This is a genomic window from Pseudomonas sp. BIOMIG1BAC (genome assembly GCF_001705995.2).
Classification (GTDB): domain Bacteria; phylum Pseudomonadota; class Gammaproteobacteria; order Pseudomonadales; family Pseudomonadaceae; genus Aquipseudomonas; species Aquipseudomonas sessilinigenes.
Genome location: NZ_CP049045.1, coordinates 2,435,512 through 2,449,780, shown reverse-complemented (window position 1 = coordinate 2,449,780; position 14,269 = coordinate 2,435,512). Strand labels below are relative to the sequence as shown.

General features: G+C 57.3%; 14 protein-coding genes and 2 pseudogenes. 4 read left to right on the top strand and 12 right to left on the bottom strand.

The window, feature by feature from the left end:
* Window position 1: 1 nt before the first annotated feature.
* Both ATY02_RS11645 and ATY02_RS11640 read right to left on the bottom strand, forming a co-directional pair.
* Window positions 2–412: a putative toxin-antitoxin system toxin component, PIN family gene (locus ATY02_RS11645; RefSeq protein WP_003150546.1), complete on the bottom strand. Its 411-nt coding sequence runs from the start codon at window positions 410–412 to the stop codon at window positions 2–4.
* Entirely contained in the window at window positions 412–651 is a 240-nt protein-coding gene (locus ATY02_RS11640) for a ribbon-helix-helix domain-containing protein (RefSeq protein WP_003089107.1), read from the bottom strand. The genes ATY02_RS11645 and ATY02_RS11640 overlap by 1 nt, the downstream gene beginning before the upstream one ends.
* A 201-nt stretch (window positions 652–852) precedes the next feature.
* Between ATY02_RS11640 and ATY02_RS11635 the strand changes: the two genes are divergently transcribed.
* Window positions 853–1,782 (top strand): recombinase family protein, encoded by a 930-nt coding sequence (locus ATY02_RS11635; protein WP_003150544.1) that lies wholly within the window; start codon window positions 853–855, stop codon window positions 1,780–1,782.
* 39 nt (window positions 1,783–1,821) lie between these two features.
* Here ATY02_RS11635 and ATY02_RS11630 read toward each other — a convergent pair.
* Window positions 1,822–1,989 (bottom strand): annotated as a pseudogene (locus ATY02_RS11630) (IclR family transcriptional regulator); the annotation flags it as partial.
* Window positions 1,990–2,233: 244 nt separating this feature from the next.
* Between ATY02_RS11630 and ATY02_RS11625 the strand changes: the two are divergent.
* Window positions 2,234–2,401, top strand: a pseudogene (locus ATY02_RS11625) (AraC family transcriptional regulator); the annotation flags it as partial.
* Between the two features lie 169 nt (window positions 2,402–2,570).
* On the opposite strand, the gene pcaG reads toward ATY02_RS11625, so the two are convergent.
* The 4 genes from pcaG to ATY02_RS11605 all read right to left on the bottom strand — a co-directional run bounded on the left by pcaG (window position 2,571) and on the right by ATY02_RS11605 (window position 5,998).
* Window positions 2,571–3,176: a protocatechuate 3,4-dioxygenase subunit alpha gene (pcaG, locus tag ATY02_RS11620; RefSeq protein ID WP_068579854.1), complete on the bottom strand. Its 606-nt coding sequence runs from the start codon at window positions 3,174–3,176 to the stop codon at window positions 2,571–2,573.
* A 12-nt stretch (window positions 3,177–3,188) separates the two neighbouring features.
* Window positions 3,189–3,908: a protocatechuate 3,4-dioxygenase subunit beta gene (pcaH, locus tag ATY02_RS11615; RefSeq protein WP_068579855.1), complete on the bottom strand. Its 720-nt coding sequence runs from the start codon at window positions 3,906–3,908 to the stop codon at window positions 3,189–3,191.
* A gap of 272 nt (window positions 3,909–4,180) precedes the next feature.
* On the bottom strand, window positions 4,181–5,116 hold the full coding sequence (pcaQ, locus tag ATY02_RS11610) for a pca operon transcription factor PcaQ (RefSeq protein ID WP_068579856.1): 936 nt from the start codon (window positions 5,114–5,116) through the stop codon (window positions 4,181–4,183).
* Between the two features lie 12 nt (window positions 5,117–5,128).
* Window positions 5,129–5,998: a helix-turn-helix domain-containing protein gene (locus ATY02_RS11605; protein WP_068579857.1), complete on the bottom strand. Its 870-nt coding sequence runs from the start codon at window positions 5,996–5,998 to the stop codon at window positions 5,129–5,131.
* Window positions 5,999–6,135: 137 nt separating this feature from the next.
* On the opposite strand from ATY02_RS11605, the gene pobA reads away from it, so the two are divergent.
* Window positions 6,136–7,326, top strand: coding sequence for a 4-hydroxybenzoate 3-monooxygenase (pobA, locus tag ATY02_RS11600; protein ID WP_068579863.1), 1,191 nt, complete (start codon window positions 6,136–6,138; stop codon window positions 7,324–7,326).
* Window positions 7,327–7,933: 607 nt separating this feature from the next.
* Here pobA and ATY02_RS11595 read toward each other — a convergent pair.
* From ATY02_RS11595 to ATY02_RS11585, 3 genes are all read right to left on the bottom strand, one after another.
* The gene (locus tag ATY02_RS11595; protein WP_068579875.1) at window positions 7,934–8,344 is read right to left on the bottom strand and encodes an ester cyclase; all 411 of its coding nucleotides are present in this window, start codon (window positions 8,342–8,344) and stop codon (window positions 7,934–7,936) included.
* Window positions 8,345–8,388: 44 nt separating this feature from the next.
* The gene (locus tag ATY02_RS11590) at window positions 8,389–9,156 is read right to left on the bottom strand and encodes an MBL fold metallo-hydrolase (protein ID WP_068579876.1); all 768 of its coding nucleotides are present in this window, start codon (window positions 9,154–9,156) and stop codon (window positions 8,389–8,391) included.
* 78 nt (window positions 9,157–9,234) lie between these two features.
* Window positions 9,235–9,813 carry a TetR/AcrR family transcriptional regulator gene (locus ATY02_RS11585; RefSeq protein ID WP_068579877.1) on the bottom strand — a complete coding sequence of 193 codons (579 nt, stop codon included), beginning with the start codon at window positions 9,811–9,813 and terminating at the stop codon, window positions 9,235–9,237.
* A gap of 485 nt (window positions 9,814–10,298) precedes the next feature.
* Here ATY02_RS11585 and ATY02_RS11580 point away from each other — a divergent pair, with 485 nt between their 5' ends.
* Window positions 10,299–11,225 (top strand): LysR family transcriptional regulator, encoded by a 927-nt coding sequence (locus ATY02_RS11580; RefSeq protein ID WP_068579878.1) that lies wholly within the window; start codon window positions 10,299–10,301, stop codon window positions 11,223–11,225.
* Between the two features lie 133 nt (window positions 11,226–11,358).
* Here the strand turns inward: ATY02_RS11580 and ATY02_RS11575 are convergent, their stop codons facing one another.
* On the bottom strand, window positions 11,359–12,705 hold the full coding sequence (locus ATY02_RS11575) for an aspartate aminotransferase family protein (RefSeq protein ID WP_068579880.1): 1,347 nt from the start codon (window positions 12,703–12,705) through the stop codon (window positions 11,359–11,361).
* 76 nt (window positions 12,706–12,781) lie between these two features.
* On the bottom strand, window positions 12,782–14,254 hold the full coding sequence (locus ATY02_RS11570; RefSeq protein WP_068579882.1) for an aldehyde dehydrogenase family protein: 1,473 nt from the start codon (window positions 14,252–14,254) through the stop codon (window positions 12,782–12,784).
* Window positions 14,255–14,269: the final 15 nt, after the last annotated feature.

Sequence of the window (14,269 nt, the reverse complement as noted above, 5' to 3'; positions counted from 1 at the left end):
ATCACAGCACCTCGACGCAGAACACGGCGGGCGTGACGATCCGCGTGCGTTCGATGTGCCCGCGTTGCAGCAGGCCGGCGCGGCGATCACCGGTTACCAGGTAGTCCGCATCGCCCGCCAAGGCCATGGCCAGCAAAAACGAGTCATCCGGATCATCGGCTTCGACCTCGATGGTCAGGCGCTCCAGTACCACAGCCCGTTGCAGGTTATTGATCATGGCGCCCACCTTGGCGGGCTGTAGGATGGCCTGAAGCTTGGGATAGCGGCTGGCTCGACGAATTTCATCGAGTTGCATCCGCGAGGTCACCACCTCGAAACGCGCCGCCCGCCAGGCACGGTAGATCGCATCGGGCGCGCCATGTGGCGAGATCAGGGCGCTGAACAGGATGTTGGTATCCAACACGACCCGCATCAGCGCTTACGTGCCCAGTCGAGCGCTTCGTCAACCGCGTTGGTCAATTCTGCCTCACTCAGATGGGCGTTAGCGGCCTTGGCCTGCTCAGCGCTCAGCTCCAGGATGTGTGCCCGTACCGCTTCTTCGATGAAGCGCGACAGGTCGCCCTTACGGCCGCCGCCCTGGCTGGCCAGAAACATCCGAAGCGACTGGTCGGTGTCGGCCGAGACGGCGACATTCCAGCGAATGGTATTCATAGCGTTCTCCGCTAATAGGTGTTTGTGTGTTTATACGCCAATCACAAAGGGCGATGCAATGGTTCGACAAAACGAAGGTTTTGCCGAACTCTATCGAGGAATGGCTCGGTTCGTTAAGCTCCCCGCGCTACGGTTCAAATAACTGGTACGCTTAATCAAAGTTCAACTATTACTAACGTAGTCGAGTAAACAGTACTTTTGATGAAGATCGGTTATGCGCGAGTGAGCACTCGGGATCAGAAAGCCGACCTACAAGTCGATGCCCTGAAACAGGCCGGGTGCGAACGCATCTACCAAGACATCGCCAGCGGCGCGAAAAGCGCCCGGCCGGAGTTGGACAAACTGCTGGCCAACGTGCGGCCGGGTGATGCCGTGGTGATCTGGAAGCTGGATCGCCTTGGGCGTTCCCTCAAGCACCTGGTCGAGTTGGTCGGCGAGCTGGCAGAGCGCAAGGTCGGCTTACAGAGCCTGAATGACCCCATCGACACCACCCACGCCCAAGGCCGCCTGGTGTTCAACCTGTTCGCCTCGCTGGCGGAGTTCGAGCGCGAGCTGATCCGCGAGCGGACTCAGGCGGGTCTGTCGGCCGCACGGGCGCGTGGCCGGATCGGTGGCCGTCCCAAGGGCCTGCCAGCCAAGGCTGAGGCCACCGCCATGGCGGCCGAAACCCTCTACCGCGAAGGTCGCCTGAGCGTCAGCGCGATCGGCGAGAAGCTGCACATCTCCAAGAGCACGCTGTACAGCTACCTGCGCCACCGTGGTGTCGAGATCGGCGCGTACCAGAAGAGCGCCAGGTCACGCGACCAGCAGCCTTCGGCCGCGTCGCCGGCAGAGCCGCCCGCCGCCGAGCGGGTGGCCACCGTCACCCTGCGCCTCGCGGTGGTGAATAACAGCAAGTTCGTGCGCGGCCGGAAGCGGGCCACGGAGAACATTGAGCGCTACTGCCTGGAGCCCTATGGCATGAAGCGGCTGGATGCCGGCCACTATGAGTTGACCATTCCGTATCGGAGCGACGATGAGCTGGACAAGAGCGTGCATGACCTGCTGACCGAGATCAGCCAGGAGGCCGACATGCGCAACTGTTTTGTCGAGATGGGCGCCTGGGAAGAAGACACCGAAAAGCGTTGGTAGGGCTTACGTTGGTTTTTGGTTCCATTGCTCCCCAAACCCCATAGTCAGGTGGCGCTTGCGCTCCTGAAACGCGTGGATCACCGCCAGGCCACGGGCCAGTGAGGTCATAAAGTTCGGGTCGCCGGTCAGCGCCTCGATGCGCTTTGCCGGTGAGGCGACGATAGGCGGAGCCAGGGTCGACAGCGGCAGGCGGGATTCTTCGCTCATTGTTATTGTCCTGTGCATAGCTCCGAGGGGGATGGTGGCGCGGAGCTTTGAGCGATTATCGAACCATGGTTCGATAATCGCAACCGACCACTATGGTCACGTGTTTATCGTGACACCACCCGACATGACCTCAGCCAAGGATTGACGATGTGTTGCCCAGCATTCAGGCCCCGATTGGCAAACCGCGCAGCTCGTGACTCAGCAATGCAGCGGCGCTGAAGGCAGCCACCGCTATCCTGGTGCCAAGCGCCTGAACGCCGCCCATCGTGATCTACAGCAGGCCTCGCCCGCACACACCACCGTGGCGGAAATCGCCATGCGTCACTCGTTCTGGCACCTGGGGCGATTTGCCGAAGGCTACCGCGAGTTGTTCTACGAACAGCCCAAGCGCACCCTGCAGCGGTGCCCCTGAGAGCAACTTGATATTCCGGGCTTATGAGCGCTGGTGTGCAGACATAAACGCAGAAAGCCACTGACCGAGATGGTCAATGGCTTTCTGTTGCGCGGCGTCAGCCCGATAGCCACGGGCCCTCAACACCGCCTCGAAATGCTGGCGGACGCGAACGTCCGCCCGACTCATGTTAGAAGTCAAAGAACACCGTCTCGCCGTCACCCTGAATGCGCATGTCAAAGCGATACGCGGGCTTGCCATCCACCTCGCAGGGGAAGGCCAGCAAGGTCTCGCGGCGCTGCGGCTGCTCGACCAGGTTAAGCACCGGGTCCTTCGCATTGGCCTCGGCCTCATCGGCGAAGTACAGGCGGGTCTGCAGGTGGATATTGATGCCACGAGCAAACAGCGAAACGTTGATATGCGGTGCCATCGGCACGCCGGCGGCGTTGTTGATAACGCCCGGTTTGATGGTGTGCAGGGTCCACTCGCCAGCATCGAAGGTGGTGGCGGTACGGCCGAAACCGTTGAAGGGTTTTTCCGGGTCGAAGACGCTGTCGTAGCAGCCTTGGTGGTCGGCCTGCCAGAACTCCAGAAAAGAGTCCTTCACCAAGTGACCGTTGCCATCGTAGACATGGCCGATCAACAGGATGTGTTTGCCTGGCGTCTCTGGCTTGGCCATCTGATTCCAGATTTCCTGCTCTCGACTTGGATTACCAGCGGCGGCCGAAGCCAGACCGATATGCACAAAGGGGCCGGCGGTTTGCGAGGGGGTTTCCGGCAGTAGTTGGATAGGCATGGAAACAGCTCCTTAGCGGTTTTCGAAGTGAGTCTGACGTTGCCCGCGCAGCACGATATCGAAGCGATAGGCCAGGCAATCCATGGGATTGGCCGCGCTCATATCGAGCCTGGCAATCAGGCTCTGCACCGCATCCGGGTTGGCAATCGACTTGACGATCGGGCACATCGCAATCAGCGGATCACCTTCGAAATACAGCTGGGTGATCAGCCGGGTAGAAATCGACGGACCGCTGATGGAAACGTGGATATGCGCCGGACGCCAATCATTCGGGCCGTTGCGCCAGGGGTACGGGCCAGGTTTGATGGTGCGGAAGCTGTAGTTGCCCTGGCTGTCGGTCAGCGCACGGCCGACACCACCGAAATTGGGGTCGAGCGGGGCCAGGTAACGGTCGTTCTTGTGGCGGTAGCGGCCACCGGCGTTGGCCTGCCACATTTCCACCAGGGTATGCGGGATCGGCTTGCCATACTGGTCCATGACCCGCCCAGTAACGATGATGCGCTCGCCCACCGGCAATCCGCCGTTGTTGAAATTGAGCAGCAGGTCGTTGTCGTACTGACCCAGCTGCAGGTGCGAGAAATCCGGGCCACTGGTTTCCGAGATCGACTGCGGGATGCTCACCAGCGCCTGGCGCGGCGAGCGGGCAATGGAGGTCTTGTAGTCGGGGGTGAATGCCTTGGGGTGCCAGTTTCGGTCGCGAATGACGAAGCGGCTGTGCTGGGCATCGGACATGCCGATCTCCTCTTATTGAAATGGATACAGACTTGGCACCCAGTCTCAAGCAGAGTCGTTCGGCGGAAAATTGAAAAGATCGCCTCTATCCATAATCTAATGGTTATGGATCAAGTAGGCCGTTGAGAAACGTAGGCGAGGTAGCCAGTGCAAGGCGCTACGTTAGTAACAGCCTTCGGCTCGTCAAAACAGACCAGGACACGGAGTTTACGAGCCGTAAATGAGCACTCCGAACATGTTTTTAACGCAGCAATGGCAACGCAGGTAGTTTTTCAACAGCATGCTAGCCCATCGCGGTAGACCGCCGCTGCTTCACGCAAGGCCTCGCAGCACCACTGCGCCGCCAGCGACAGCGCCGCCGTGGGGTTGCTGCAGATGCCCACCGAGCCACCGGGTTCGCGCAGGCCGATATCCAATTCCAGCAGTTCACCGCGGGCCAGGTCCTGGCGCACGGCATCCTGTGGGGCGATCCACACCGCATCGCTGCTCTGCACATAGCGCCGGCTGAGCGCCACCGAGAGGGTTTCCAGGCGCTGCTGCGGCATAACGATGCCACACTGCACATAGAGGCTGTCGGCATAGCGGCGAATCGTGGTGCCGGCCAGCGGCAGCACTACCGGGTAGCCGCCCAATTGGCTACGGTCACGCAGATCAGCCTCAAGCAGCGCGTGACCGGAGCGCACCACCAGCACCATCGACTCGCTGTACAGGTGCTCGAAACTCAGCCCCTCGATCTGCGGGCTGTCAGTCATGCGCCCGACCACCAGGTCCAGCGCACCGACCCGCAACTGGTCGAGCAGATGGGCACTGGGCCCGGTGACCACACTGACCACCAGCGCCGAGTGCTGTTCGTGCAACCTCCGCACCACATCAGGCAACAGCGAGCTTTCCACCGTCGACAGCACGCCAAGGCGCACCACACCAGCCTCATGCTCGCCACTGCGCAAGCTACGCACCCCCTCGCGCAAAGCCTGCACGCTGGGCCCGGCGTAGCGCAAAAAAGCCAACCCGGCCGGGGTCGGCGTAACGCCCTGCTTGCTACGGTCGAACAGGCTGGTGGCGAGGACCTCCTCCAACTCCTTGAGGGTCTTCGACACGGCCGGCTGGCTGATTGCCAACACCTCGGCGGCACGCGCCAAGCTGCCCTGGCGAGCCACTTCGAGAAAGCACAGCAGGTGGCGGAATTTGATGCGGTTGTCGATATTCATCGGGGCTCTTGCTCAGCGTTGCAGGCGGAAGGCTTTGGGCGTCAGGCCGCTGCCACGTTTGAAGAAGCGAGAAAAATACGCTGGCTCGGAAAAGCCCAGGCTGTCTGACACCTGATTGACAGTCATGGCGGTGTACACCAAGCAGCGCTTGGCTTCCAGAAACAGGCGCTGGTTGATCAGCTGCAACGCCGACTGCCCGGCCAAGCGTCGGCACAGGGCATTCAGGTGCGCGGCGCTGATACCCAGCTCAGAGGCGTAATGTTCGATGGGCCGGTGCTCGCGAAAGTGACTTTCCAGCAGGCGGGTAAAACGTTGCAGGTGTTCGCGGCCACGATCCGGGCTCTGCGCCTCGGCATGTTCAAGGGCCAGTGAGCGCCGACCGACCCACACCAGCAAGGCACTGACCAGCGACTGCAGCATCAGCTCGCGGCCCTGTTGTTGGGTGTTGTATTCCTCGACGATGGCGTCGAACAACCCGTCCATATAGCGCTTTTGCTCACCCGCTTGATAGCAGGCGGCACGCGCCAGCGGTGGGCTGTCGAGCACCGTGCCGAGCTGTTCCACCAACGGCAGGGCCAGGCTGAGTACATGGCCCTGGATGTCCTGAGAAAAGCGAAAACCATGCACGCTAAGCGCCGGCACCACCTGCAGCGAAGGCTGTTGCACACAGCTAACCACGCCCTCCACTTCCAGCTCGGCGCTACCGCCCTGCACGTACAGCAACTGCACCAGATCGCCATGCCGATGGGGTTTGATTTCCCAGTCGTGCAGGCGGCTGCGCTCGGGAATTGACTCGCAGTGGATCAGATCAGGTGTCGGCCAGGCGGCCGTTTCGCCGTACAGCTTGAACACCGGAACCGCCGTAGTGGAGGCTTTATGCATAACTCAGAAAAACTCGAAAAGTCCAGAAAGATAATCGAATAGTGCCTTCAAAGCCGAACTATATCCACCAAAAATGCAGGAGAAGAAAGTCAGGCAGGTGTCACAGCGTCTGTCGTCAGCCCTCAAGGACAATAACAATGAAGACCCAAGTCGCTATTATCGGTGCCGGCCCGTCCGGTCTGCTGCTCGGCCAGCTGCTGCTCAAGGCCGGCATCGACAACATCATCATCGAACGCCAGAGTCCCGACTACGTGCTCAGCCGCATCCGCGCTGGCGTGCTAGAACAGGGCATGGTCGACTTGCTGCGCGAGGCGGGTGTGAGTGAGCGCATGGATCAGGACGGTCTGGTGCATGACGGTTTCGAGCTGGCCTTCGATGGCCGCCGCGAACGCATTGACCTGCGCGAACTCACCGGGGGCAAGACCGTGATGATCTACGGCCAGACCGAAGTCACCCGCGACCTGATGGCCGCGCGCCAGGCCAGCGGCGGCATCACCTTGTACAACGTCACCGACGCCCAGTTGCACGAACTCAAGGGCGTACAGCCGCATGTCACCTTTACCCATAATGGCGAAGCCGTGCGCCTGGACTGCGAGCATATCGCCGGCTGCGATGGTTTCCACGGTGTATCGCGTCAGTCGATCCCGCAGGGCGTGCTTAAGGAATTCGAGCGGGTCTACCCGTTCGGCTGGCTCGGCGTGCTGGCCGACACGCCACCGGTCAACGAGGAGCTGATCTACGCCAACCACGAGCGCGGCTTCGCCCTGTGCAGCATGCGCTCACCGACCCGCACCCGTTATTACGTGCAGGTGGGCAGCGAGGAGAAGGTCGAGGACTGGTCCGATCAGCGTTTCTGGGACGAACTGAAAAGCCGCCTGCCGACTGAGACCGCCGCACGCCTGATCACTGGCCCATCCATCGAAAAGAGCATCGCGTCGCTACGTAGTTTTGTGGTCGAACCCATGCAGTACGGCCACCTGTTCCTGGTCGGCGACGCCGCGCACATCGTTCCGCCCACCGGTGCCAAGGGCCTCAACCTGGCCGCCAGCGATGTCAGCACGTTGTATCGCATACTGCTCAAGGTCTACCGCGAAGGCCGCAGTGACTTGCTGAAGAAGTACTCGGAGATTTGCCTGAGACGCATCTGGAAGGCCGAACGCTTCTCCTGGTGGATGACCTCGATGCTACACAAGTTCCCCAACACCGACGCCTTCAGCCAGCGCATGCAGCAGACCGAACTGGACTACTTCGTCGGTTCCGAGGCCGGGCGCAAGACCATTGCCGAGAATTACGTTGGCCTGCCTTACGAAGACATCGAGTCCGCGTAGGAGCGGTAGTCTTCTGACATAAAAGCAAAAAGCCCGAACCGTTACCGGTTTGGGCTTTCACCATCCTACAACGCACGGATATAAGCGCTATCGCTTACCTCGGTGTGATGCAGCGGCTGCAGGAAACTCCTTCAACCTGACAGCCGAGGTCATCCGATAAATTTCACCGCTTGGTTCTGCAGCCAGCGCAGCAGGACCTACATCATTGACTACATTGCGAATCCCACCCTCACCAAAGATCACCACCCTGCTCATCGACTTGAGGCGCACGCAGGGTGATTCAGGCGCTTCGATGGCACTTGAGGCATTTACGTTTTGCCAGGCAAGGAACAGAGAGTAAATCGCCAGACCTGTCGCCTCGTGCGATCTAACTTTGTCAGCAACAACATAGGATGCATAACCTTCTTAACTACCGTTCATCCATGCTGCTTGGGTGGGTGGGTGGGTGGGTGGGGCAAGGGTGCCCCATTACATCCAGTGTGCTATGCCCCTTTCAGCTGGACACCTCGCAGGCTCCAAGGAACCAAATCCAATGAAACCGATGACGAAGTCGCAAGAACGTCGCAGAGCAATCAAATCCCTGAAGAAATGATCTGTAGCCCCAGGATCAACCCGCGCCAGCTATCTGCCGGTGAATATCCATGCGGTCAAAGTGGGCACGCTTCTCGATGACTTTCCCTTCGGCAATAGTCAGCAACATCATGAGGGAGAAATGCAGTCGGGCGCCCTTCGGCTCATGCCCATCCAACACGCCAGTTTGCCGCCCGTCGAAGGCCATGTAGACCGCGACCTGATTCCCTTCGGCTAACAGGGTTTCAATCTTGAAAATGAATCCTTCGAAGGCATCGAAGTTTTTCTTTTCCGACTGGACGAAGCCTTCCGCCCCAAGAATGGGAGTGTCTACCTGGAGGTAGAACTTGAAGTCTTTGTGGCACATTCTGGCGACGGATTCGTAGTCTTCGCGCTGAATAGCTGCGTAGAACTGACGGACAATTTCCTTGTTTGCTTCAACTGACATGTTTTCTTTCTTGCTGTGAGCGTTTATGGGAAGGGGAATTCGACTCAGAGGCTGTAGGTCTCGCCGTCCTCAGGAACCAGCAGACGGTCGGTCATACCCTTCTCAATGGAGAAATCGCGAAGCTCTTTACGCGTCAGCACCGCGTGATTCACCGATTCCATATGGGTGGCGATAAGTGTCGCCTTCGGTGCGGCCCTGTATACCTCGTATACATCGTGCTTGCCCATGATGATCGAACCCAGGCCAGGGACCTGCGCGTCGCCTGCATTGAGAATCGCGACATCGGGTTCATGCTCCTTTAGGCCATCCTGGACGTACTGGTTCCAGACAGTATCGCCAACGAGGTATACGGTCCTTTCTTGGGGATGTTTGAACACCACCCCACAGACCTCACCAAGGATCTCCCCCATTGCCTCGACTGCAGCATCCGAACCGTGCTGCCCCAAAGTTTGAACCAACGTAATCCCATTGAACTCGGCACCTATTAGCAGGCGAACGTCAGTGAACCCCTGAGACTTGATCAACTCACGGTCCTGTTCGTGCTGGGCAAAGACCGGCAGATATTTTGGCAGCAAGGCCTTGGCAGCTTCGTCCCAATGATCGGGGTGAGTGTGGGTAACGATGACTGCATCAACATTCAGGATCTCGTCCATCGACACAGGCAGGGCAGCAGTGGGATTGAACAGATGACTGTTCGCAGTGCCCTCGAAACCCGGATAAGCACCCTTCTCTGCCAGCAACGGGTCGATCAGAAACCTCGTTCCGGCATACTCGATGATCAGCGTTGCGTTGCGTATCTGTTGAATTTTCATGGGTATCTCCTCGATTCCGGCTTTTATCTATTAAGGACCGATCGGTCCATTTTGGGTAAAAAAATCCTGAGCCTGCGGTCAGTCGAGATTGGAAAGTAAAAGACTCAGCGAGTCATCGAGATCAGCTTGTGCATACCCGATGCGGGCCATCACCTGAAGTCCAGGGAAGGCAAGGACCAAAAGGCGAGCCAACTCACGAGCATTTCTGGTACTGGTCAGTGAACCGTCTCCCTGCCCTCGCTCGATAACGCTGGTCAGCGCATCCTCGATGTGACGAAAGTCCTCCATGACCCGCGCGCGGATCTCAGGATCATGCGGTGCCATCTCGACACCCTGGTTGATGCTCATGCAGCCACGGGCAGGCTCGAGCGCCCCGAGGCTGACAAAAAGCATACGGAAGAACTCTTCAATCGCCTGGCGGGCATGTCCCTGCGCCAAAACGCGACTCATGTCCTTTTCCCGCTCATTGCGATAGGCATCAAAGGCAGTTACGAACAACTCACGCTTCCCACCGAACGTGCCATACAGGCTGCTCTTGCTCAGCCCTGTGGCATCGAGCAAATCGACCATCGACGTAGCCTCATAGCCCTTGCGCCAGAACACGACCATGGCCTTGTGCAGGGCCTCGGCGGTGTCGAACTCTTGCGGTCTGGCCATGATCAGTACGGGGCTCCGGAGCAACGGGGCAAGCTTAATCGATGCCTCGTGAGAACAAGCTAGCAGTTAAGGACTGAATGGTCCAATACTATTTTCCAGGTCCAGTCAGGCCCTATGATCTGCTCGCCAGTGCCGTCGTGGAAAGTGGTCAGAGTCCATGTTGCATTTGCAACTGACACTCCCGTAGTCTCTGGAGGTTGTTGGAAGTGGCCACTCCCGTAGGCAGCTTAAGCGACCAATGGGAGCACCACTGCTTTACATGTGCGTCGATTTATTCCCCAATTCTACGCCCGCAGTATTAGTATGGGGTGACCGCTAATTCGACGCGGCGCAGCAGTAAGTGCCAACAGCCAGCGGCAGCCACACTGCTGGGAGTTCGTACTAGCCGCAAGGAGGCGAGGATCTCTCTCACGATAGGGGTGCGATGGAGAGCATAGATATTGCGTGTAGTCTCTATTTCCACCTCCATGAGGGAGGCATAACCCATGGACACCAAACAACTTCTCCTCGCCACCAGGCTCGCCGAAACCCTTCACTTCGGCAAGACAGCCGAGATCGAGAATATTGCCCAATCGGGCTTGAGCGCTCAGATCGCTAAGCTCGAAACAGAAATCGGCTTCCGGCTGTTTGAACGTACCAGTCACCGCGTTTCTTTAACCGAAGCTGGCCAGGCCTTCATTGACCAAGCGCGTCTAGTACTGGGCAATATGAACAACACCATCCTCGAATGCCGGGCCATTGCTGAGAAGAGTCGTGCTGTGTTGAAACTGGGATTCTTCGGTGATGCCGCCGGTGAGCTCACTCACCTGATCTTTTCAATGTTCCGGCAGGTCAATCCGGACATCCGCATGATCTTCACCGAGCTGAACATGACCAACCAGGTCCAGGCGCTGATCAGCGGTAAGGTAGATGCAGCGCTCGTCCGTTTGCCCATCGGCGATGAACGACTTGAATTCGACGCAATGTTCGATGAGCCTCGCGTCGCTGCCGTCCCGGCCAGCCATTCTATGGCTGACGCTCCACTCCTCCACATTTCGGACTTGATGGAGCAACCCTTCGCCGTTGCTGGCGAAGGTGCCCCTGCTGAATGGGCGTCCTACTGGAGTTTGGGCCCGGAGCGGCAGGAACCAAGCCGAGTCGGCGCACTGGTTCAGTCCATCCCAGAAAGCCTGGCTGCGGTTGCCTATGGCGGCGCATTCGATACTTTCCCGCTAACCGCCACTCGACTATTTAGCCATCCTGGGGTGCGCTACGTACCGTTGGCTGATGCACCACGGAGCACTCTGGCACTAGCCACGTTGAAAGGAAATCGCAGCCCGGCAGTCCGGTCACTTCGACGTTGCGTGATAGAGACACTAGAACACTCACTTACATGCCTTCCCCAGGCACGTCGCTGTAGGGATGCTTCCTAGGCTCGGAGAGATCCTGGAGGATTGGGTGCCCGTGAGCACCTGATTGCCGAGCCACAGAATTCGACGACCAAACCTGTTGCATTCGAAATTTTAATATCGAGGGGGAACCGTCCTTGGCTGTCTCTCAAGTACCTTAGTCCTCGCTATAAATCAGCCTAATAATGTCCTTGGTGGTCTCGATGTACCCGTCGACATCTTCGTCAGTCATCGGAAGCGTCAAACCAACTTGCCCACGATGTACCGGGAAATAACCCCGGGTTGCCATTTCAAGTGCATAGATATTCATGCTGTCTTCATCGATTTTATTCCAATAATCTCGATGCGTAGTAATTGCCTGACCAAATTCTTTCGTAAATGCATAACCGAAGACAGAAAACAAACCAAAGACGATGAATGGATACTTGAACTCTTGCGCCCAAGAATTCAGCTCAGTTTTGATTTTTTTTGCCATAGTATTCAGTCGCACGTAGGCATCCGCATCCATGGCTTTCAGACACGCACTACCAGCAGCACACGCCAGTGGATGTCCGTGGTGAGTGCCAGAAAGCATCACCTGGTTGTCCTCCAGCACACGGAACACTTTTCGGCTTCCACCAACAGCGCCAATAGGCAGACCACCGCCAATCATTTTCCCAAGCACGGTCATATCCGGTTTTACCTGATAAACACTTTGTAAGCCACCGTATGCAGCGCGGAGAGTGATAGTCTCATCAACGATCAGTAGGATGCCAAGCTCTTCCGTAAGAGCCCTGATCTTTCGTACGAATTCCTTTTCAAGCTCGACGATACCACCAGCACAGGACTGTAATTCCATGATTAGGCAGGCAATCTCATCGGCGTTGTTACGCAGTATCTTCTCACACGCAGCAAAGTCGTTTTGGACCAGCACAACCACGTTATCCGTCTTATAAGACGGAATACCATCAGAGTCCGGCATGGCTTTTGGATTGAAGTCTGGACCAGGAAATGCACTTGGGTTGGGGTGAGCAGATACTGCAAGATCGTCGGTAAAGCCGTGATAACCACCTTCGAACTTGGCAATTTTCTTTTTCCCCGTGTAGCCCCTCGCAATTCGTATCGAACTCAAGCATGCCTCGCTGGCAGAGCAGAAGAACTTGACTTGATCGATAGAATTAACTCTTTCGCATATTTGTTTTGCCAAATCCAACTCATAGTCAGTCGGATTACCGAAAGAGAATCCGTTCGGAATTATCTTTTGAATTGCTTCCATGACCAAGGGATGATTGTGCCCCAACACATTAGTCGAGAAGTTGTTGTTTAGATCAAGCAACCTCTTCCCTTCGATTGTGTATATATACTGTGCATCGCCCTTATCAACAAAAATTGCATGCGGACCGTAGGCGAATGTACGCCTACTGAATCCTCCAGGGATATAATCCTTTCCTTTTTCTGTCTCTTTCTTAGAAAGATGAAATTCTTCGGAGAAATTTTCGATAGTTTGTTCGTAGTTAATTTTCATGGGAGCCTACTTCAATGTGGGAACATACATTTGCACTTCAGTTTGTGACCAGCTCTATACCTGAATATTGATGCACTCAGAACGGATAAGGCCGTGGCACTCGCTGGACAGAGACCCACTGCGTAGTGGTGAACTCCTCAATAGCCCAGTCGCCATTGAAGCGGCCTAGCCCCGAGTTCTTTTCGCCACCAAACGGGACATTGGGTTCATCCCCTACTGTGATGTCGTTGACATGCGCCATACCCGAGTGGATCCGCCGAGCAAACTGAACGCCACGCTCTAGATTCCCGGTAAAAACCGCCGCTGACAGACCGAAGCGAGTATCGTTCGCTAACACCAGGGCATGCTCGGCATCGCGTGCGCGCATCAACCCGGCAATCGGCCCAAAGATCTCCTCATAAGCGAGTTCCATATGCGGCTCGACCTCAATGAATACATGCGGTGCGAACACGAGCCCCTTGGAATCTCCGGCATACGCCAGCAAAGCTCCTTCGTTGCGGGCCTGCTCGACCTTCGTCAAGAGTCCGCTGAATTGTTTAGTGTTAATCACCGGGCCAATTGCAGTAGCCGGGTCCTTCGGATCGCCCAGCCGCAGATCACGGACCCGCTCGACGAAGCGAGTAGCGAAATCATCGTAGATCGCATCCTCGACAATGATGCGGTTGACCGCCATGCAGATTTGCCCCTGGTGCAGGAACTTTCCCACTACAGCCGCATGCACGGCCTGTTCTAGATCAGCATCGGCCAGTACTACGAATGGATTGTTCCCCCCAAGCTCCAAGGCTACGTGCTTGAGGTACTCGCCACTGCCCGCCTGCCGAGCGATGTTCTGGCCAATCGGAGTAGAACCGGTAAAAGAAATGAAGCTGGGGACTGGATGCTGGACGAATGCATCACCGATCTCGGCTCCCGCCCCCACCACAACACTGAGCACCCCAGCAGGAAGTCCTGCTTCCTCAAACACCCGAGCCAACAACAAACCACCGGTGATAGGCGTATCGCTCGCGGGCTTCACCACTACAGCATTACCTAGCGCCAAGGCGGGAGCAACTGAACGTTGAGTGAGATGCAGGGGAAAATTCCAGGGACTGATCACACCGACTACACCCAGCGGTCGCCGGTATACGCGGCTTTCCTTGTCAGCCACATTCGACTCGACGATTCGACCATGAACTCGACTTGGAAACGATGCGGCCTCAAGTGTAATGGACTTGGCTAAGGCCCACTCGATCTCCGCCTTGAGCACCGTGCTTCCAGACTCACGAATAATCCAGTCAACCAGTTCATCATGACGCTCGTCAAAGATCTGTGCGGCCCGAAGGAGTACCGCAGCACGCGCTGAGGGCCCCAGCGCAGCCCATGCAGGTTGGACTTCCGCCGCCTTGGTGTAGGCAACATGAAGATCCATCTGGTTCGCCAGCGGAATTTCGAGGAGAGACAGCTGTGTATATGGGTCGGTCACCGTCATCAAGCGGCCAGCGCTACCTTCACGCCAGACTCCGGCCAGCGGCTGAAGGTGTAGGTCACCATAAACTTGAGATTTTTCCATGATGTGGTACTCCAT